At 39.1% G+C, this 21,705-nt stretch carries 17 protein-coding genes; all 17 read left to right on the forward strand.

What is annotated here, in order from left to right:
• Positions 1-87 precede the first annotated feature (87 nt).
• The 17 genes from KTJ10_RS11940 (at position 88) to KTJ10_RS12020 (ending at position 21,694) form a co-directional block, all read left to right on the forward strand.
• A complete protein-coding gene (locus KTJ10_RS11940) occupies positions 88-1,146 on the forward strand; it encodes a pilus assembly protein PilM (RefSeq protein WP_199964076.1) in 1,059 nt (352 codons plus the stop codon).
• A complete protein-coding gene (locus tag KTJ10_RS11945; protein ID WP_262442099.1) occupies positions 1,146-1,787 on the forward strand; it encodes a PilN domain-containing protein in 642 nt (213 codons plus the stop codon). Before KTJ10_RS11940 ends, KTJ10_RS11945 begins: the two co-directional genes overlap by 1 nt.
• A complete protein-coding gene (locus KTJ10_RS11950; RefSeq protein WP_032036611.1) occupies positions 1,784-2,563 on the forward strand; it encodes a type 4a pilus biogenesis protein PilO in 780 nt (259 codons plus the stop codon). Before KTJ10_RS11945 ends, KTJ10_RS11950 begins: the two co-directional genes overlap by 4 nt.
• 11 nt (positions 2,564-2,574) lie before the next feature.
• On the forward strand, positions 2,575-3,102 hold the full coding sequence (locus KTJ10_RS11955; RefSeq protein ID WP_262442100.1) for a pilus assembly protein PilP: 528 nt from the start codon (positions 2,575-2,577) through the stop codon (positions 3,100-3,102).
• 63 nt (positions 3,103-3,165) lie between these two features.
• Positions 3,166-5,319: a type IV pilus secretin PilQ gene (pilQ, locus tag KTJ10_RS11960; protein ID WP_262442101.1), complete on the forward strand. Its 2,154-nt coding sequence runs from the start codon at positions 3,166-3,168 to the stop codon at positions 5,317-5,319.
• A gap of 11 nt (positions 5,320-5,330) precedes the next feature.
• A complete protein-coding gene (gene aroK, locus KTJ10_RS11965; RefSeq protein WP_086264798.1) occupies positions 5,331-5,900 on the forward strand; it encodes a shikimate kinase AroK in 570 nt (189 codons plus the stop codon).
• A 28-nt stretch (positions 5,901-5,928) separates the two neighbouring features.
• On the forward strand, positions 5,929-7,011 hold the full coding sequence (gene aroB / locus KTJ10_RS11970) for a 3-dehydroquinate synthase (protein ID WP_262442102.1): 1,083 nt from the start codon (positions 5,929-5,931) through the stop codon (positions 7,009-7,011).
• A gap of 16 nt (positions 7,012-7,027) precedes the next feature.
• On the forward strand, positions 7,028-7,909 hold the full coding sequence (locus KTJ10_RS11975; protein WP_262442103.1) for a hypothetical protein: 882 nt from the start codon (positions 7,028-7,030) through the stop codon (positions 7,907-7,909).
• Between the two features lie 461 nt (positions 7,910-8,370).
• The gene (gene gltB / locus KTJ10_RS11980; RefSeq protein WP_262442137.1) at positions 8,371-12,846 is read left to right on the forward strand and encodes a glutamate synthase large subunit; all 4,476 of its coding nucleotides are present in this window, start codon (positions 8,371-8,373) and stop codon (positions 12,844-12,846) included.
• 69 nt (positions 12,847-12,915) lie between these two features.
• The gene (locus tag KTJ10_RS11985) at positions 12,916-14,337 is read left to right on the forward strand and encodes a glutamate synthase subunit beta (RefSeq protein WP_002117101.1); all 1,422 of its coding nucleotides are present in this window, start codon (positions 12,916-12,918) and stop codon (positions 14,335-14,337) included.
• Positions 14,338-14,510: 173 nt separating this feature from the next.
• Positions 14,511-15,374: a metal-dependent hydrolase gene (locus tag KTJ10_RS11990; protein ID WP_126645966.1), complete on the forward strand. Its 864-nt coding sequence runs from the start codon at positions 14,511-14,513 to the stop codon at positions 15,372-15,374.
• Positions 15,375-15,528: 154 nt separating this feature from the next.
• Entirely contained in the window at positions 15,529-16,119 is a 591-nt protein-coding gene (locus tag KTJ10_RS11995; protein ID WP_002117090.1) for a LemA family protein, read from the forward strand.
• 24 nt (positions 16,120-16,143) lie between these two features.
• Complete coding sequence (locus KTJ10_RS12000; protein ID WP_262442104.1) at positions 16,144-17,226, forward strand: TPM domain-containing protein; 1,083 nt, start codon at positions 16,144-16,146, stop codon at positions 17,224-17,226.
• Positions 17,220-17,780 carry a TPM domain-containing protein gene (locus tag KTJ10_RS12005; protein ID WP_262442105.1) on the forward strand — a complete coding sequence of 187 codons (561 nt, stop codon included), beginning with the start codon at positions 17,220-17,222 and terminating at the stop codon, positions 17,778-17,780. Before KTJ10_RS12000 ends, KTJ10_RS12005 begins: the two co-directional genes overlap by 7 nt.
• A gap of 349 nt (positions 17,781-18,129) precedes the next feature.
• On the forward strand, positions 18,130-18,591 hold the full coding sequence (locus tag KTJ10_RS12010; RefSeq protein WP_262442106.1) for a pilin: 462 nt from the start codon (positions 18,130-18,132) through the stop codon (positions 18,589-18,591).
• Positions 18,592-18,646: 55 nt separating this feature from the next.
• Complete coding sequence (locus KTJ10_RS12015; protein WP_262442107.1) at positions 18,647-19,960, forward strand: O-antigen ligase family protein; 1,314 nt, start codon at positions 18,647-18,649, stop codon at positions 19,958-19,960.
• A 105-nt stretch (positions 19,961-20,065) separates the two neighbouring features.
• On the forward strand, positions 20,066-21,694 hold the full coding sequence (locus KTJ10_RS12020) for a PglL family O-oligosaccharyltransferase (RefSeq protein WP_262442108.1): 1,629 nt from the start codon (positions 20,066-20,068) through the stop codon (positions 21,692-21,694).
• Positions 21,695-21,705 lie beyond the last annotated feature (11 nt).

Genomic DNA, 21,705 nt, shown 5'->3' on the forward strand with positions numbered 1-21,705 from the left:
ATGAGATATTGTATCCGTGTAAAAATAAAGACCGAGATTATTGGTTTGTAATTTTTTTTGGGGATAAAAAAATAATAGGACAATAGTGTGCTCAGGTTATATCGTAAACCGAATAAGGGGTTAATGGGCGTCGATATTAGTTCGACTTCTGTTAAGTTGTTAGAGCTCTCTGTTAAGAACGGTAAATATTGGGTAGAAAGCTATGCTTTGACGCCTTTACCTGAGAACAGTGTAGTTGAAAAAAATATCTTGAATCCAGAAGCAGTTGCAGAAGCTTTAGAACGGGCGATGAATTTAGCAAATCCCCACACCACTAACGCTGCAATTGCTGTTCCAACATCGACGGTTATCCATAAAACCATCGAAATGGATGCAGATATGAACGATGATGAACGTGAAGTTCAGATTCGATTAGATGCGGAGCAATATATACCGTTCCCTTTGGATGAGGTGAGCCTTGATTTTGAGGTTTTACCAGATCGACTGCCGAATCCAAATCGTGTGAATGTACTTTTAGTTGCAACACGAACAGAAAATGTTGAAACACGCGTAGAAGTACTGGAACTGGTTGATTTAACGCCTAAGCTTGCTGATGTTGAAAGTTATGCTGTCGAGCGAGCTTTTAGTGTATTTGCTGATAGCTTGCCCATGGGTGCAAATACCATTGGTATTTTAGATATTGGTCATACCATGACCACATTATCGGTTATGCAAAATGGCAAAATCATTTATACCCGAGAACAAGTCTTTGGTGGTAAACAGCTTACTTTGGAAATTCAAAGTCGTTATGGTTTGTCATTAGAAGAAGCGGGGCGTGCTAAAAAAGAACGTTCTTTGCCAGATGATTATGACATCGAAATCTTAGAACCATTTTTAGATGCTGTAGTTCAGCAAGCGGCTAGATCTCTACAATTTTTCTTCTCTTCATCCCAATTCAATGAAATTGACCATATTTTGCTAGCGGGTGGTAATGCCAACATTCCAGGGCTTGCTAAATTGTTGCAGCAAAAACTTGGTTACCGAGTCACTATTGCCAACCCGTTTTTACAAATGGGTTTCTCTCCTCAAGTCGACATTCAAAAAATTGAAAATGATGCTTCTTCATTAATGGTGGCATGTGGCTTGGCTTTAAGGAGTTTTGATTAATGGCAACAATTAATTTACTCCCTTGGCGAGATGGTCTTAGGGAGCAGCGTAAAAAACAATTTATTATTTTATGTCTTGGGGTCGTTTTTTTGGGGATAACCACTGTATTTTCAGGGTGGTTTTATTTGAATCAAAAATTAAATGATCAAGAACAAGCAAATCAGCTCATCATCAGTACAAACCAGAATCTAGATCAACAACTTAAAACCTTAAATGGCTTGCAAGAACAGCGTGACGCAATTATTGAGCGTATGAAGCTCATCCAAGGATTGCAAAGCCAGCGTCCAGTTGTTGTACGTTTAGTGGATGAATTGGTTCGTGTGACTCCTGCAGCCATGTATTTGACTAAATTTAGTCGAACTGGAGATAAATTCACCATCGAAGGTAAAGCGGAAAGTCCAAATACTGTTGCAGAGTTATTACGTAATCTCGAGGCATCACCATGGTATCGCAACGCTTTTATGAATTCTTTTTTGGCGACCGAAGAGAAAAAAGATAAGGCTGTGAGTTCTTTGCTTCCTAGAGTTGAAGATAGCTATGGCAGTTTTGTTGTTACTGTTGATGTGGGGGAAATGGGGGTGACTACAACAGATGATACCGCCAATACGTCTGTAGGTACGGATAAGGAGGTGGCAAAATGAGTCCTGATGAACTTCATGAACTGTCTTTAGAACAAGCTCCATCTAAGAAAAAAAAGATCACCTTAGAAAAATTTCTTCAGCAATTTAACACGCTCGATATGAACAGTTATGGCAGCTGGCCATTATCTGTGAAAATTACGTGTTGGATTTTTATTTTCTTTGCTGTATTGGCTTTGGGGTATTTTGTTGCTATTCAACCAAAGTTACAAGCAATTGATAATGCCCAAGCACAAGAAAGTAATTTATTAAATGAGTTTCGAGAAAAAGACTCAAAATTACGCAACTTGCAACAATATCAGCTTCAACTTCAAGAGATGCAAGCCAACTTCAATCAGCAGTTAGAACAATTGCCAAAAGAAACCGAAATTCCAAGTTTAGTTGAAGATATTAACTTAACGGGGGTGAATTCTGGTCTGAAGTTTAAAAATATCCGCTTAGAAGATGAAGTGAAGCAGGAAATTTTTATTGAACAGCCTATTACTATTGAAGCAACTGGGGATTATCACGCTTTCGGTGCTTTTGTTAGCAGTATTGCGGCATTACCACGTATTGTGACGATGCATGATTTTGTTGTTGAAGCTGCTCCTGTTAAGGATGGTAAATCAGATATTCCTGTACTTAATTATTCTATCAAAGCAAAAACTTATCGCTATATGGGCGCGGTTGAAAACCAAAATAATAGTGATCCTCAAGTGATAAATGGTGAAAGTCAGATAAATGCCTCCGATAGCCGTAATGTACATATTCCTTCTATAAAGAAGTCAAAGCGAAAGTAGGAGGATAACTAATGAAACTAAAGAAAATTTTACTTTCTCTAGGGGTTGGCTTGGCTTTAGCTGGATGTGAGTCGAGAATCGACGCTGTAAATCAACAAATGGCCGATATACGTAATCAACCACCACAAGCCATAGAACCAGCACCTGTTTTTACTCCTGTGCCACAGTTTAATTATGCAGCCCATCAGTTAAAGAGCCCATTTTTACCAAGCTCACTTGCTGCTGAGCTCAAAATTATGGCGGGGAAACGAGTATATCCGAATTTCTCACGAGCACCACAGCCACTCGAAAGCTATGCATTAGAGTCCTTAAATATGAAAGGAAGCATGCGTAACAGTCGTGGACAAGTCATGGCTCTGATCCAAACGCCTGATCACCAAATTGAGCGAGTGCAGGTAGGGAACTATATTGGGATGAATCAAGGTCGTATTACCCATATTGGGCCGACTCAGATTGATCTGGTAGAAATTGTTCCTGATGGGCGAGAAGGTTATGTGGAGAGACCAAGAACCTTAGTGTTAATTGGACCTGCGCCCTAGAATTTTAGGGAATAACAAAGAAAAAATTATTTTTAAAGATTATTTATTGGGGATGGTTAGACAATGAATCACGTATTCCGTCAGTTTTCGATGGGGGCTGTAGCGATTGCAGTTATGCAGGTTGCATCTGCACAGGTCAGCATGACCAATATTGTACCGACACAAATAGCGGGACAGGGTACAGAAATTAGGATTATGTTTAATGGTTTGCCGCCGCAACCACAGGCATATCAGCTTGAGAATCCTTCACGTTTGATTTTGGATTTTAATAAAGCGCAGCAGAATCTCACACAGTCAAAAGTAGCGATTGGTACGAATGAAGCAAGTTCGGTCGATGTAAGCTCTGATGATCAGCGTTCACGCTTAACTGTAAATTTGAAAGAAGCTGGTGCTTTTACAACTCGTATTGAAGGTAACACTTTTATTTTAAAGATTAATTCTACACAAGCCACAGTTAAACCTGTATCAACAAGTACGATGCAATCCCAAGGTGTTTCAAATATTGGCTTCCAACGTGGTAGTCAAGGGGAAGGCCTCATCGTTATTGACCTGTTGGGAAGTAATACTCCTGTTGATGTGCAACAACAAGGTAGCAAAGTTGTAGTAAAAACATTAGGTTCTAAAATTCCCACGCATTTAGCTAAGCGCTTAAATGTAAATGATTTTGCAACGCCTGTTTCGACCATTGAATCTTATAATGATAAAGGCAATGGTGTTATTACGATTCAATCTACTGGTAGCTATGAATATATGGCTTATCAGGCAGAAAATAAATTAACTATTAGCCTAAAGCGTCCTCAGGATAAAAATGTAACCTCTTTATACAAGACACCTCATTATTCTGGTAATAAACTTTCTCTTGATTTTCAAGATATTGAAGTCCGCCGCGTTTTACAACTGCTCGCTGATTTTACTGGCATTAATATGGTTGCGGCTGATAGCGTACAAGGTAACATCACTTTACGTCTAAAAGATGTACCTTGGGATCAGGCACTTGATATTATTTTAAAGACCAAAAATCTAGATAAACGCAGAAATGGGAATGTAATTTGGATTGCGCCAGTTGCAGAATTAATTAAGGCTGAAGAAGAAGAAGCAAAAGCTGTCGCGCAGAGTGTCAAGCTGGCGCCATTGCAAACTGAATACATTCAACTTAAATATGCGCAGGCTCAGGACATTATGAGTTTAATTACTCAAGGTTCAAATAATGGTAATGGTATGCAGCGCACATCTGATGGTGGAAATTCTACATCTACTAATTTAAATACTGGTGTTGATAGTTTGGGTAATAACGTAGGAAGTTTATTAAGTCCACGTGGGACGATTACTCAAGATGACCGTACGAATACCTTAATTATTAATGATACAGCACAGTCGATTGATCAAATTCGTAAAATGATTGATCTGCTGGATGTGCAAGTTAAACAGGTTATGGTTGAGGCGCGAATTGTAAGAGCATCTACTTCTTTTACTAAAGAGCTCGGCGTTAAATGGGGAATACTATCCCAAGGGGTAAACAGTAATAATAATTTGCTGGTGGGTGGTAGTGATACAACGCTTTGGAATTTAAGAGAACCGGATGACGACGGGAAATACACGATTGAGCGGCCAGATAATTTAAACGTTGATTTAGGTGTTACATCGGCTGGAGCTAGTAGCATAGCTTTTAGTTTAATCAGTATGTCTGATTTTATGTTAGATTTAGAGTTGTCAGCATTGCAGGCAGATGGTTATGGTGAGGTTATTTCAACGCCAAAAGTTATGACTGCAGATAAACAACGAGCTAAAGTTGCAACTGGTCAGCAAGTTCCATATCAAACTACGACTAATTCTGCCGCGGGTGCCACAGCAAGTACCTCTTTTAAAGATGCGCTTTTAAGTTTGGATGTTACTCCGAGCATTACACCTGATGGCAAAATTCAAATGAAATTGGATATTTCGAAAGATTCAGTTGCTGATAAGGCTCCTAATGGCGAATTAATTTTGAATAAAAATCAGATTAACACTAATGTGCTCGTCAATAATGGGGAAACCGTTATTTTAGGTGGAGTATTTGAACAGGTAACTTCTAACTCACAAACCAAAGTTCCTTTCTTTGGAGATCTGCCTGTAGTTGGACGTTTATTTAGAAAAGATGTGAAATCTGATGATAAGCAAGAGTTATTGATTTTCGTTACGCCACGAATTGTTAATGACACTTTGGTGAGAAATCATTAATATATTTTTCAATGAAAGCAATTGAAATAGGTGGCGCCTTGCCAAGCAAAGCGTTTGAAACCCTGCCAAATATTTATTTGGTAGGGCCCATGGGGGCAGGAAAAACAACCGTTGGACGTCATTTAGCCGAAATATTAGGGCGTGATTTTTTAGATAGTGATCATGAAATTGAACGCAAAACAGGCGCCACTATTCCTTGGATTTTTGAGAAAGAAGGGGAGTTAGGTTTTCGTACTCGTGAAACTGTAGTGTTAAATGAGTTGACTTCCCGTAAGGCCTTGGTGTTGGCGACAGGGGGAGGTGCGATTACTCAAGCACCTAATCGCGAATTTCTAAAGCAACGTGGTATCGTTGTTTATCTTTACACTCCTGTAGAATTACAATTACAGCGGACCTACCGCGATAAAAACAGACCTTTATTACAAGTTGAAAACCCTGAACAAAAATTACGAGATTTGTTAAAAATACGTGACCCTTTATATCGTGAAGTTGCTCATTACACGATTGAAACCAATCAGGGTGCTGCTCGTGATCTTGCTCAAAAGATTTTGCAACTTATTTTGTCCAACCCGCTAAAATAGCCAAACTTACTTGTGGTTTTATAAACTCATGCAAACTTTACATGTTGAATTAGGCGAACGCCGTTATCCTATTTTTATTGGCAGTCAACTTGATCCGAAACAGTTGCTTGAGCCTTATCTCCATGGTCAACAGGTCATGATCGTGAGTAATGAAACGGTCGGACCTTTATATTTATCTCATTATCAAGATGCTTTAAAAAGTTTGGGTAAAACTGTAGCGACTTGTATTTTGCCGGATGGTGAGAAATATAAAGATATTCAACATCTAAATTTGATTTTTGATGCTTTACTTGAAGCTGGTTTTAATCGTGATTGTACGGTTTTAGCTTTAGGTGGTGGTGTTATTGGTGATATGGCTGGCTTTGCATCGGCATGTTTCCAGCGCGGTGTTTATTTTGTTCAGGTTCCAACTACGCTCCTTTCACAAGTAGATTCAAGTGTGGGTGGTAAAACCGGTATTAATCATCCACTCGGTAAAAATATGCTGGGCGCATTTCAGCAACCTCAAGTTGTTTTGGCTGATATGGCTCAACTCAATACTTTACCTGATCGAGAGTTATCTGCTGGATTATCAGAAGTTATTAAATATGCTTTGTTGGGAGATGCTGATTTTCTCGTTTGGTTAGAACAGAATATGGATGGTTTAATTGAACGAGATGCTAGCCTTTTAGCGGAAGCTGTTTATCGTTCATGTGCCCATAAAGCACGTATTGTTGCTAACGATGAAAAAGAACAAGGCGAACGAGCTTTACTCAACTTGGGCCATACTTTCGGTCATGCGATTGAATCCTACCTTGGCTATGGCACTTGGTTGCACGGTGAAGCAGTAGCGACAGGCATGGTGATGGCGGCTGATTTATCACAACGTTTAGGTTGGATTTCAAGCGATGATGTAGAGCGTACAAAAAAAATTATTCAACGCGCTAATTTGCCGATATCATGTCCAAAAATTCCATTGGATGAATTCCTTGGATATATGGCGCATGATAAAAAAGTTCTCAATGGTCAATTACGTTTGGTGTTGTTAAAACAACTTGGTCAAGCAGTAATTACTAAGGACTTTGATGTTGAACTCATGAAACAAGCTATTTTGGCGAATCAACACGGATAATAAATTAAGGTAACACATGACTGTATCACGTACACTTTGGCAGAATGTTCAACAATATATCTGGTTGGTGGGTGGTATTGTCTGCTTGTTTCTGGCTTTTATTTTCTGGGTAATGACTGATAGTAAAAAGCTTGTCGAAGTTGAAAAAGCAGCTGATTCAGATGCCCCAGTACAAATCCAGCCAGAGAAGGTAGCAACAACTGCAAATTTAGGGGCACTAGCTGATGAAGTGAGGCCTCTTGATTTAACAACCCGTACGGTTGCGTCTGGTCAGCATGAGGCAGAGTTTCGCGGTACAAAGTTTATCAATGAAAACAAGAAACAATGGACGCTTGAGCTTTTTCGTGCGTCTGATGAAGATATTATTAAAAACTTTTTAAAAAATCGTCCAGAGCGAAATAAATTTATCTACTTCCGTTTAAGTGGAGATAAGCAATCTGAACAATATGTTTTGACTTATGGTGTATTTAAACGTTCTGAAGATGCAATTCAGCAATTAACTCAACTGAATCTTGATTTACCTGAGTCAATCAAACCTCAACCACAACAATTTTCAACTTATGCACCATTAGTCAATGATTTAGGTGCGGATGAAATGAAAGGTGGAATGAGTCAAACTTATGAAGTGCGTTTACGTCCAGCTGCCTTGCCTAAAATTGATGAGTCTTTACTCATAGGGACTGGCGTAAGTGGAGCTGCGAATACACAACCTAAAGTGGCTGCTCCTGCAACAAACTCTACAACTCGAACAACAATTATTCGTCGAGATGCTGAGGGAAATGTTGTGGATGTACATCAGTCTAATTCGGCAGTTGATGTGCCTAAAAAGGCTCAACAGAATCGTATAACAGAGCCTACAGTAAAAAATGCAACAAATGAGGGCACGCGAGGCAATTAATTATAAGGATTTGTTGCACAAATATGGTGCAACAATAATAATTATATATATTTTTTGATCACCTGTGGTGCATATTTAGTCATTTATTAAAATGATAGCGCGAATAAAACCTATCTATCTTTAACAATTATAAATACTTAGGTGTAAAAAATAACGTTGGCATAGTTTTTGCTTTATTCTTGTGCTTATTAATGTGCTGTAAACTATTTTAGCGCTCTAAAGAGTAAATTCTATGCAGAGTCGAGGGGTCGAACTGCTTTAAAAGAGTGCGAAATAAGTCAAAACATTTTTCTAGCAAAAACCAGTGTACGTAAAAATGGAACAGCGTATATTGGCTTATCAGCCCAAAAATTTTTTTTGTGAAACATTGAGCTAACTGTCGTCCGTAGGCACTATCGCAAAAAGAAGTTGTTTGTTTGACGCTCGAAAGAGCCTTATTGAAAGAAGGGTACGCTATGCACATGCCATCGCCTAATACTGTAGCTCCCGCTCAAGGTTTATATCAGCCTGATGAGTTTAAGGATAACTGTGGTTTTGGACTGATTGCCCATATGAAGGGTGAATCAAGTCATCATCTAGTTGAAACCGCGATTCACAGTTTAAGTTGCATGACGCACCGTGGTGGTATTGCCGCAGATGGCAAGACGGGAGATGGTTGCGGCTTATTATTGGCGATGCCAAAGCAATTTTTCCGTGATGAAGCAAAAAAACTGAGTGATATTACACTGAGTGAAATTTTTGCTGTGGGTACTGTATTTTTAAATACTGATCCGGCATTAGCGCAACATTCTAAAAATATTTTAACGAAAGAAATCGAGTCAGATGGCTTACGTGTACTGGCTTGGCGTGTTGTCCCTACAAATAACGATGCACTAGGTGAAATTGCGCTTCAATCTTTACCAGCTTTTGAACAGGTCATTGTGAACTGTCCAATGGGTGTGACTGAAGTCGAATTTAACCGTAAATTATTCTTGGCACGTCGTCGTGCAGAACAACAATTACAAAATGATCCTTCATTCTATGTGACTACACTTTGTTCGACAGTAATCAGCTATAAAGGCTTGATGATGCCGGCTGCAATTGCTGAGTTCTATACAGACTTAGCAGATGAGCGCTTAAAATCACATATCGTGGTATTCCACCAACGCTTCTCTACTAATACATTACCGCGTTGGCCGTTGGCTCAGCCGTTCCGTTACCTTGCTCATAATGGTGAAATCAACACAATTACAGCAAACCGTAACTGGGCGTTGGCGCGTACTCCTAAATTTGAGAACCCATTATTACCAGGTCTTACCGAGCTTAACCCAATCGTTAACCGTACAGGTTCGGATTCTTCAAGCTTAGATAACATGCTTGAGATCTTAGTCGGTGGTGGTATGGATTTATTCCGTGCATTGCGTATGCTCGTACCACCAGCTTGGCAAAACGTAGAAACTTTAGATGCAGACTTACGCGCATTCTATGAGTTCAACTCTAAACATATGGAAGCTTGGGATGGCCCAGCTGGTCTTGTTATTCAAGATGGCCGTCATGCGATCTGTATGCTTGACCGTAACGGCTTGCGTCCTGCGCGTTGGGTAATTACCAAAAATGATTACATTACCTTGGCATCTGAAATCGGTGTTTGGGGTTATGAGCCTGAAGACGTAGTTTCTAAAGGTCGTGTAGGTCCTGGCCAAATTTTGGTAGTTGATACCTTAACAGGTAAAGTACTTGATACTAAAGATGTTAGTACACATTTGAAAAATATGCGTCCGTACCGTGAGTGGTTACGTGATCATGCGATTCGTTTAAATGCAAACCCAGAACTTGAAGAACAATTAGTAGATAAAGGCTTAACTGGCGATGCTTTAAAAACGGCTCAAAAAATGTTTATGGTGACATTTGAAGAGCGCGACCAGTTGTTACGTCCAATTGCTGAAAGTGGACAAGAAGCTGTAGGTTCTATGGGTGATGATACGCCAATGGCTGTATTGTCTCGTCAAGTACGCCACGTGACAGATTACTTCCGTCAACAGTTTGCTCAAGTGACAAACCCGCCGATTGACCCGCTACGTGAGTCAATTGTAATGTCGCTTGAAACCTGTTTAGGTCGTGAGCAGAATGTATTTGAGCAAGGCCCTGAGCATGCTGACCGTATCATCATCTCTAGCCCTGTATTGTCAAATTCAAAAATGCAGCAAATCCGTAGCATCGAGCGTCCGGGTTATGAAGCAGTTGATATCAATTTAAACTATGCCGAAGAAGAAGGCTTGCAAGCTGCGATCACGCGTATCTGTGAAGAAGCAGCGCAAGCGGTTCGTGATGGCAAAACTTTAATTGTTTTAACAGACAAAAATATCCATCAAGGTTTACTGCCAGCAAACGCAGCACTTGCAACAGGTGCGGTACATCATTACCTCATCAAAACTGGCTTGCGTACTGATGCAAACATCATGGTTGAAACTGGTTTTGCACGTGATCCGCATCAATTTGCGGTATTACTTGGTTTTGGTGCAACCGCTGTTTACCCATACCTTGCATATGATGTGATCAATGACTTGATTGCTAAAGGTGAGCTTTTAGGTGACCCAATTCATGCGCAAGCAAACTTCCGTAAAGGTATTGAGAAAGGCTTATTAAAAGTTCTTTCAAAAATGGGTATCTCTACAGTTGCTTCTTATCGTGGCGGTCAGCTATTTGAAGCAGTAGGTTTATCATCAGAAGTGGTAGATCAGTGCTTCTTAGGTGTTCCAAGCCGTATTCAGGGTGCAACATTTGCTGACCTTGAAAAAGACCAGAAAAAATTAGCAGCGACAGCTTGGTCAAATCGTAAGCCAATTGATCAAGGTGGTTTACTTAAATTTGTATTTGATAAAGAGTACCATGCGTTCAACCCAGATGTGATTAACGCATTACACAAAGCCGTTCGCTCTGGTAAATACGAAGACTTTAAAGAATATGCTGAGCTGGTGAATAATCGTCCAGTAGCGACTATTCGTGACTTATTTAAGTTAAAAACAACGAACTCAATTCCAGTTGAACAAGTTGAATCAGTTGGAGATATCTTGCCTCGTTTTGACTCGGCAGGGATGTCTTTAGGCGCTCTTTCTCCAGAAGCACATGAAGCAATTGCAATCGCGATGAACACGATTGGTGGTCGTTCTAACTCTGGTGAAGGCGGTGAAGATCCTGTTCGTTACGGCACAATTCGTAACTCGAAAATCAAACAGATCGCATCTGGTCGTTTTGGTGTAACTCCTGCCTACCTAACTTCTGCTGAAGTATTGCAAATTAAAGTTGCTCAAGGTGCAAAACCGGGTGAGGGTGGTCAGTTACCGGGTGGTAAAGTAAATGGTTTAATCGCACGTTTACGTTACTCAGTACCGGGTGTAACGCTAATTTCACCTCCTCCACATCACGACATTTACTCAATTGAAGATTTGTCTCAGTTAATTTTTGACTTGAAACAAGTTAACCCGAAAGCAATGGTATCGGTGAAATTGGTATCTGAGCCGGGTGTAGGTACGATTGCTGCTGGTGTTGCAAAAGCTTATGCAGACTTCATTACCATTTCAGGTTATGACGGCGGTACGGCTGCATCTCCACTTTCTTCAATTCACCACGCGGGTTCTCCGTGGGAATTAGGTTTGAGTGAGGCGCACCAAGCACTTCGTGTAAATGACTTGCGTGGAAAAGTACGTGTACAAACTGATGGTGGTTTAAAAACTGGTCTTGATGTGATCAAGGCAGCAATTTTAGGTGCTGAAAGTTTCGGCTTTGGTTCAACACCAATGATCGCTTTAGGTTGTAAATACCTCCGTATTTGTCACTTAAATAACTGTGCAACCGGTGTTGCAACTCAACAAGATCATTTGCGTCAAGAACACTACATTGGCGAGCCAGAAATGCTCATCAACTTCTTCCACTTTATCGCGGAAGAAACTCGTGAATGGTTGGCTGCATTAGGTGTTTCTTCATTGAAAGACTTAATTGGTCGTGTTGATTTGCTTGAAGTATTACCAGGTGAAACTGAAAAACATGCTCACCTTGATTTAAGTGCTCTATTAACTTCGCATCCTTCTGCCGAAGGTAAAGCACAATACTGTCAAGTGGAAGGTAATGCACCATTTGATAAAGGTGTATTGGCTGAGAGAATGGTCGCTGAAATGCTTCCTGCAATTGAGTCAAGCGCTGGTGGTCAGTTCAACTTCAACGTCGTGAACTGTGACCGCTCAATCGGTGCTCGTGTTTCGGGTGAAATTGCTCGTCGCTACGGCAACTTGGGTATGGAAGCTCATCCAGTTGTAATGAACTTAACCGGTACAGCTGGTCAGTCTCTTGGTGTTTGGAATGCTGGTGGTTTACACATCCGTCTTGAAGGTGATGCAAACGACTATGTAGGTAAAGGTATGGCGGGTGGTCGTATTTCGATTTTCCCACCACAAGGTTCACCTTTCCAAACACAAAATACAGCAATTATTGGTAATACCTGTTTGTATGGCGCGACTGGCGGTAAGCTTTTTGCAGCAGGTACAGCGGGTGAGCGTTTTGCAGTTCGTAACTCTGGTGCGTTTGCAGTAATCGAAGGTGCGGGTGATCACTGCTGTGAATATATGACAGGTGGTGTTGTGACTGTACTTGGTAAAGTAGGCCATAACTTTGGTGCGGGCATGACTGGTGGTTTTGCTTATGTACTTGACCTCGATAATGACTTCGTAGATTACTACAACCACGAGTTAATTGATTTAAATCGTATCTCAACAGAATCTATGGAAGATCATAAAGAGTTCTTGTTGCGTATTATCGATGAGCATATCAAAGAAACAGGTAGTGCTTGGGCTTATAAAATCCGCAATGAGTTCGATTTCTACAGCCGTAAATTCTGGCTTGTGAAACCAAAAGCTGCTAATTTGCAAACGCTTTTGAAAACAACACAAGCTGACCCACAATAATTCCACGACTGCAAAGACATAGGCAGGTGCGGGCAACAAGGAAATCCGCGCCTACCCACGGAGAGAGACATGGCAGAACGCCTAAATAATGACTTTCAATTTCTGGATGTACCACGCCAAGATCCAGAGAAAAAAGATATTACTGTCCGCAAAGCAGAATTTGTGGAAATTTATAAACCTTTTACATCGGAAACTGTCACTAATCAGACTCACCGTTGTTTAGGCTGTGGTAACCCATATTGTGAATGGAAATGTCCTGTACATAACTACATTCCAAACTGGTTAAAACTGATTGCTGAAGGCCAAATTTTCCAAGCTGCTGAGCTTTGTCACCAAACGAACACACTACCTGAGGTATGTGGTCGCGTATGCCCACAAGACCGTTTGTGTGAAGGTGCTTGTACCTTAAATGATGGTTTTGGTGCAGTAACCATTGGTAATGCTGAAAAATATATCAACGACACAGCTTTTGCTTTAGGCTGGCGTCCAGATATGTCAGGTGTAAAATGGACTGACAAAAAAGTTGCAATTATTGGTGCCGGTCCAGCAGGTTTAGGCTGTGCGGATATTCTAGCTCGCGGTGGTGTTAAACCAGTTGTATTTGATAAGCGTCCTGAAATTGGTGGCTTACTTACATTTGGTATTCCAGAATTTAAAATGGAAAAGGATGTGATGAAACGCCGCCGTGAAATCTTCACGGGTATGGGCATCGAATTCCGTTTAAATACTGAAATTGGTAAAGACATCACGATTGATGAATTACTTGCAGAATATGATGCTGTATTCATGGGTATGGGTACTTATACCTACATGAAAGGTGGTTTCCCGGGTGAAGATCTTGATGGTGTTTATGATGCGCTTGATTTCTTAATCTCTAACGTGAACCGTTGCCAAGGTTGGGAAAAAGATCCAAGTGAATACATCAGCTTAGATGGTAAAAAAGTTATTGTTCTAGGTGGTGGTGATACCGCTATGGACTGTAACCGTACTTCTTTACGCCAAGGTGCTCACGATGTAACTTGTGCATACCGCCGTGATGAAAGCAACATGCCAGGCTCTGCGCGAGAAGTAAAAAATGCCTACGAAGAGGGTGTTAAATTCCTATTCAATCGTCAACCAGTCGAAATTGTTGGTGAAAATGGCAAGGTGACAGGCGTAAAAGTGGTAACGACACAAATGGGTGAACCAGATAGTCGTGGCCGTCGTAGCCCTGAGCCAATTCCGGGTTCTGAAGAAGTATTACCAGCTGATGCAGTTTTACTTGCTTTCGGTTTTCGCCCAAGCCCAGCAGACTGGTTTGGTAATGTAAATATCAATCTTGATGGTTCAGGCCGTGTTGTCGCAGCTGAAAAGCAAGAATTCAAATTCCAGACATCAAACCCGAAAATCTTTGCTGGCGGTGATATGGTGCGTGGCTCAGACCTTGTTGTGACTGCGATTTGGGAAGGTCGTCAAGCTGCTGAAGGCATTTTAGACTACCTTGGTGTTTAATAAATTAATTTGTTAAATAACTGAAAAAAGCCTACTTCAAGTAGGCTTTTTTATTGTCTACCATTAGTCACTTTGATGTTTTTGGCAAATATAATAAGCTTTTTTGCCCTTTTTAGCTTTTTAAGCTCGCGACATACTCGAAACTTCCTTCTTCAATACAGTAGGTGTTGAATATGAACATCGCAGGTATGACGGCAGAAAAATCATATTTAAATCGTCGAAAAGCGTTGGGTATTACAGTGCGTCGTCTTGAATTTAATCCAAAGGCGATCAAGCGGCACTATTTTGCAAATTCACCCCTCATGTCACATTTTTTAACTGCACTCTCATCAACGTTTCCAGTAGGTGAGCAATTTTTTGTAAATAGCGTACGTAATGTGCGTGATAAAGTCTCAGATCCTCAGCTACAAGCACAAATTGCGGCTTTCATTGGACAAGAGGCCATGCATTCCAAAGCCCATAGTGAGTTTAATGAAGCTTGGCGACATGATGATTATAATCTGGACAGTTTTCAAAATTGGCTAAATGAACGCGATAAATATTTAAGAACAATTCCACCTAAGCTGCAATTGGCGTTGACCTGTGCATTTGAACATTTCACTGCTTTACTTGGGGGATATGTCTTACAACATCCAGAGTTATTAAAAACCCTAGATGAAGATGCGCTAAAACTTTGGGTATGGCATGCGATTGAAGAAATTGAACACCGTTCAGTTGCATTTGATGTCTATCAACATGTATATGGTGATGATCGTATCCGTCGTTTACTCATGCGCAGCGTCACTACAGGATTTGCGAGTCTCGCTTTTTATGGGACAACTCGTTTATTTTGGCAAGACAAATGGAATAGCTTACCTAAAATCGGGGGTAATTTATTTGGATTATATTTGCTGATGAAGATGCTTATTCAGTTAATGCCTGAATACTTCGCATATTACAAAAAAGACTTTCATCCGAGTCAAAAAGATTATGGCAGGATGGTTAATTATTGGAAAAGCTCTTTAGCAGAAGAATATCAAATGGCAAGTTTTGAATAAGAAAAAGATCAGCGATTAATCTAATAGATAACCGGATTTAAAAGTCCGGTTTTTTAAAATCAATAAAATAAAAGCAACACAATAATGTCTAATTCATCATACAATCAGGTAAAGAGGTTAAAAATATAAAGAAAAACTTGAGGATAATGTGACGATGAAAACGTTGAAACAATTTGCGATCGCAACAACACTTGCCAGTACCTTACTGTTTTCGGGATGTGGCTATAACACTCTACAAGTAAAAGATGAGGCTGTAACAGCAGCGTGGTCTGAAGTACAGAACCAATATCAACGTCGTTCAGATTTGGTACCAAACCTTGTAAACGTCGTTAAAGGCTATGCTAAGCATGAAGAGCAAGTATTAACCGAAGTAACTCAGGCACGTTCTAATGTTGCAGGTTTAAAAGTTGATAAAGAAGTTTTAGAAGATCCTGCTTTACTTGAAAAATATCAACAGGCTCAAAGTCAATTAACAGGGGCATTATCTCGACTCATTGCTGTTTCGGAAAATTACCCGGATTTGAAGGCCAATACTCAATTCCAAGAATTACAAGTTCAGCTTGAAGGTACGGAAAACCGTATTGCTGTGGCACGTAATCGTTATATTACAACAGTACAAGACTATAACTCATATGTGCGTCAGTTCCCGCAGGCAGTAACAGCAAAAGTAATTGGTATGCATCCAAAAGCCAATTTCTCTGCAGAAGCATCCGCACAACAGGCTCCAAAAGTTTCTTTTGATTAATTTTATAAATCAAAGGAGTGCCGTATGAGAAATACTCTATTGCTTCAATCAAAGCAAATTAAGGTCTTTATTTCGACCTTAATTTTGCTCTGTTGTGGTGTTCTTTTTCAGAATACGGCATGGAGTGAAAGTAATATTGCAACTGCTACCGATGAGGCAGACGCAATAGTTGCTGGCAAAATTATTCAAAAGCAACAAACTCAAGCTGCTGCAACTAAACTAGAAGGGCAAGCTGCTTCAAGTTCTGCTCCTCAAGTCCAAGTTGCGAATGATATGGCTGATGGCGAATCAATTCGTTATTTGCCAACTTTAAACCAGCCTATTATTGATCAAGCCAATATTTTAAGCGAGGCTGAGAAGCAGCAACTTGATCAAAAAATTCTAAGTTTATACCAACAAGGCAAAGCGCAGATTGGTATTGTTATTGTTCCGACCACTGGCCAAGAAGATATCTTTGATTATGCATTACGTGTTGGTGAAAAGTGGCAATTAGGATCATCTAAACGTGACAATGGATTACTCATTGCAGTCGCTGTAAATGACCGCCGTATACAAATACTAACTGGCTATGGTTTAGAGGGAGTATTGCCGGATATTGTGGCAAGTCGGATTATTCGAAACCAAATTACACCTTATTTTAAACAAGCCCAATATGCACAAGGTTTGAGTGCAGGTATTGATGAAATCGGAAGAATTTTAAACCTTGATCCTGAAGTAGCACAGCAAGCTGCCCAAGATTTAAAAGAACGTCAGCATCAAGCTGCAGAAGAACAGCAAGCCAAGCAGACAACGCTGACAATGGCTTTATTTATCCTTGTTGCTGGAATCGTGGGTTCGTTTATTGTTGGTCGTCCGCTTAGTGCATCTACAGCAGGTGTGGCTGCTGCGGTAGCAGGATTCGTAAATGGGGCAGGGTTGGTCACTAGCTTACTACTTGGTTTTGGTATTTTCTTTTTACTCATTACATCAATTGCCCAACTTATTTTACAGGCCATTTTAAGTGGTTCTGGCGGTGGCGGACGCGGAGGAGGCTTCGGCGGAGGTGGCGGAGGCTATGGTGGTGGCGGAGGTCGTTTTGGCGGTGGAGGTGCTTCAGGCTCATGGTAACAACATCAGAAACAACACAAATTATTACTCAACCAAAAATTGAGGAATCTGTAGAGCCAAGCATAAAACGTTGGTTTAAACATCTATGCTATTTACCTGCCAGTAGCCGTTATTTTTCAAAACAAGATAAGCAAGCTATTGCAGATGCTGTACAGCAAGCAGAACATGGGCATGTTGGCGAAATACAGGTTGTAATTGAAGGTCATATTCCATGCTCACAAGCCTACAGACAAAATACTCGTTTAAGAGCACAGCAATTATTTGCGGAATTAGGTGTTTGGGATACCGCCTTAAATAGTGGCGTATTGTTATACTTAAATTTATGTGAACGAACAGTAGAAATTATATTTGACCGTGGCATTCGAAATGCGACTAACGAGCAAGTCTGGCAACAGATTTGTGAAGCAATAGTACAAAAGCTTAAACAAAAAGAATATCAACAAGCTGTAGTGATTGGCGTACAACAAATTGGAGAGGTGCTGTCAAAGTTTTATGACGAAAACATGCCTGATCAATCCAATGAATTGGGGAATACTCCAATTATTCTTAATTAACTCGCCTTGTAATATTCTTATATTAGCTAATTTTTCATAATTTTACTTTTAAAGGTGACTGACAAAAAATGTCACCTACTTATTTATTTTTAAAGAGATTTTGTTCACATAAATAAATATGAACTTTGAATTGTGTAATTTATTTTTTTTAATGTGTGAAGTGTTTTTATAAAAATTTATATGACATTTTTTGTCAATTACTTACACCCATTTAATATTTAATAATAGTTAATTCTGGTATAAGTATTTGTTTTTAAATTAAAATTAAAGTTGGCATGGATGCTGCATTATAGTTGATAGCTGAAAAAGCTTATATAAAAACATACATACAATCTTTGGGGAAAAGGCTATGAATGCACAAAAAGGTTTTACATTAATTGAACTTATGATCGTGGTTGCCATTATTGGTATTTTGGCTGCGATTGCGATTCCTGCTTATCAGGATTATATCGCTCGTTCTCAAGTTAGTGAAGCCATGGAATTAGCAAGTGGATTGAAAGGAGCTGTTGCGGAGACTTTTAGTCAAGATGCTACCTGTCCAACAAATGGTACTAACGGAATTGCTACTGCAACTGATATTAATGGTAAATATGTTGCCTCAGTGACAACTGCAGGCACTGCTGCCGCTTCAGGTGGTTGTACGATTACTGCGAAAATGCGTTCTTCTGGGGTTTCAAAAGGTATTCAGAATGGTGAGCTTATTTTAACGCTTAGTAATGCTGATAAAGGATCAAATGTATGGACATGTACTTCAACTGGTACTAACAAAATTGCACAAAAGTACTTGCCTAAATCATGTGCTTCTTCATAAGAGTAGTCATTTAAAGAGAGGTTTTAGCCTCTCTTTTTTACTGAAGAAAATAAATATGTTAAAAAAAAATGTTCTATTTCTTCTAATAATAATTTATCTTATTATTGCTTTATTGGGTTATCAAATTGGCTGGTCGGTTTTCCAATATGATGAGCTTCGTTTATTACAGTTTCCATTGGCACTATGTGCTTTGTTAATTTTGATTTTTACAAAAAAAATAGAATATTCAATTTCCACTCAAATTACTTTTTTTCTGATTGGTGTATTAACTGTTATACCGATAACAACTTATAGCATTTTTCAGTTTCAAGAACTTTGGTCTGCGATAGCATTATTATTTATATTTTCTGTTTTAACATATGAGTTAAAGAATATAAAAAATATAGCACATGGCTTAGTATTTATAGTCGTTTCAGCATGTATTCCCTGTTTATTTATTTGCATTTCTATCGCTAATTTTCTTTTTTACAAACAATGGTTTGACTGGCAATTTAACTCTGGCACGATTCGAATTTATGACAGTGTTATTGTACCTATATTCTTTTTTCTAATTTTTTTGAAAAATAAAAATTTCCCTTATTTTTATTATTTTTATCCCTTTGCTATTTTCTTTTTTGCTCTAGCGTGGTTTTTTGACGGAGCTAGATCCGCCTTACTTGCTGTAATGACAGGATTGTTGATTTTCTTTATATACTCTCGAGAAAATCGAAAGCTCATTTTGCAAAGCTGTATTTACATTTTTTTAGCTTTTTTAGTTTATAAAACTACTATTTATTTCGCTGATAAAAATACTATGACCGTAATGAGAGTGGGAACATCCATGCGTGCAGAGATGTGGAGTTTCGTTTTTGAGCAATGGAAAGAAAAGCCATGGACTGGAGTGGGGGGAGGGTATCTCTCAGAAATTCAATATAAATATGGACATCACATACATAACTTATATTTAAGGTTAATTTTTGAATGGGGAGTCGTTGGGTGTATTTTTTTAGTTTGGATGATATATCAAGTTCTTAAGTTGTTTCGAAATAAGAATGTTTTACCTATTGCGAAAGCTGGCTTAATTGCAATTTTAGTTGATGCGATGTTCTCAGGAAGTATGGTTTATCCCGCTTCACAAATGGCCTGTATATTATTTTTAGCATTTGCTTTTTCCCAGCTGGAGCAGTCTAAAGAATATTTGAAATATCCTTATAGACTGACGAAACTATTAATTGGTTTATGGGGAGCTTTATTTTTGTACATTACGATTATGTATCTAGGACAAGATTTAATGTGCTGGGGTTGTGGTAGCTATGATGGAAGAATGGCACCAAATTTCTGGTTTTATGGTGCTGCTGAGCACTTGGTACCAGCTTCAAAAATCCCTTAATTTTTTGAAGTAAATTTTATCAAGATCTTTTCACAGAGAGTTCATACATTCTTTTTTAGACTTCCATGTATAATTCCCACAAGTTTTGGTCTCTAACCTCTCACTATGCAAGTATTCTTCCTATTCCTCGCTGCAATCCTGTTGGGCTTCGCATGGTTGTCTCCATTTCACTACAGCCCTTGGGTCATGTTCTCAAGTGAAGTCAGTACTTTTGGGGCTGGGTTATGCGTATTAGCTGCTCTAATTCAACAAAATATTAAAATTCCTAGAGCACAGATATTGTTGCTCCCATTTACTTTAATTCCTATTGTGCAGTGGGGCTTTGGTTTAGTTTTTGATTTAAGTACGGCCTTATTAAGTTCATTTTACTTATTAGGTTTTTGGTTTATGGTCGTGACTGGCTACAATCTATCTTTAGATCAAAAAATGAGAGATCAAATTTTTTCAGGTTTTAGCTTATTAGTAATTATTACATCGCTATTAACCAGTCTTATAGCAATTTTCCAGTGGCTGAATATTGAATCACATTTAATTTATACACTTCATCTAATTGGTAATCGTCCTTACGGAAATTTTGGTCAACCCAACAACATGGCGACATTCTTAATTATTGGATTATTAGGATGTTTGTATTTATATGAAAAAAATAAAGTAACACTTTGGTTATTATTGCCTTCAGCGCTGATTATTTTGTTCACAATTGCTTTAAGTCAATCACGAACATCATGGATTGTTTTTCCATTCTTATTCATCTACTGGATAGTTAAACAAATTGGAAAACAAAAAAGATTTGGATTTATTCAAGGTTTTTTGTGGTGTGTTGGTTTTTTTGTAATGGCAGGCATAGTATTGCCGTTTGCTACTAGTTTAATTGAAGCATGGGCAAGTACTGATGTAACCCAGGCAAGTAGTTTGGTTGAAAGAGCAAGCTCTGGGTATTTGCGCTTTAATATCTGGTCACAAATGTTGCTTGCCGTACAGCAGCACCCTTGGTTGGGTTATGGTTGGAATCAAACCAGTGTCGCACAAATGACGGTTTATCCTGCTTTCCCAACAGGAGAGTGGACCACCAGTGCTCATAATGTACTGCTTGATCTAATTATCTGGAATGGTATTCCACTGGGTGCTGTAATCATTACCTACTTTGCTTGCTGGTTTATTTGGTTAAATCAACAGGCTAAAAATGCCATCTCGATTATAGCGATTATGATGGTATGTACAGTACTTATTCATGCCATGTTAGAGTTTCCACAACGTTATGCTTATTTCTTGCTTACTTGCGGGTTCCTACTTGGTATTGTGCAAGCCCAGACTCCTGTTCTGAAAGGAATTGTTCTAAATAAAAATCTTCTTCGCTTAACATGGGCTATAAGTTTGTTGGTTATTGTTGCGATTTTACGTGATTACAATGTCTATGTTATGAATAGTAATTTGCTTTTTAAGAATAAAAAGCCAAATGCAGAATTTATGGGAAGTGATAAAATTTTTGTTTTAACTCAGTTTGAGCAGCGTTTGCGTTGGATTGAGCTTAATCCTAAAACTACCTTGTCCGAAAATGATTTAGTGGAATGGGGAAATTTAGTAAAGAATAAAGCAACTCCATACAACTTGCGTAAATACGCAAAATTGTTGGCTTACAATGGCAAAGTGGAGCAAGCACAGCAACAGATATTAATTTTACAGCATCTCTATAGACAGAAAATAACACTATCGGAATTACTAAAAGAGAAGTAATAAAAAAATCC

Origin of the sequence: Acinetobacter sp. WU_MDCI_Abxc222 (assembly GCF_025514755.1) — a bacterium.
Lineage (GTDB): Bacteria > Pseudomonadota > Gammaproteobacteria > Pseudomonadales > Moraxellaceae > Acinetobacter > Acinetobacter geminorum.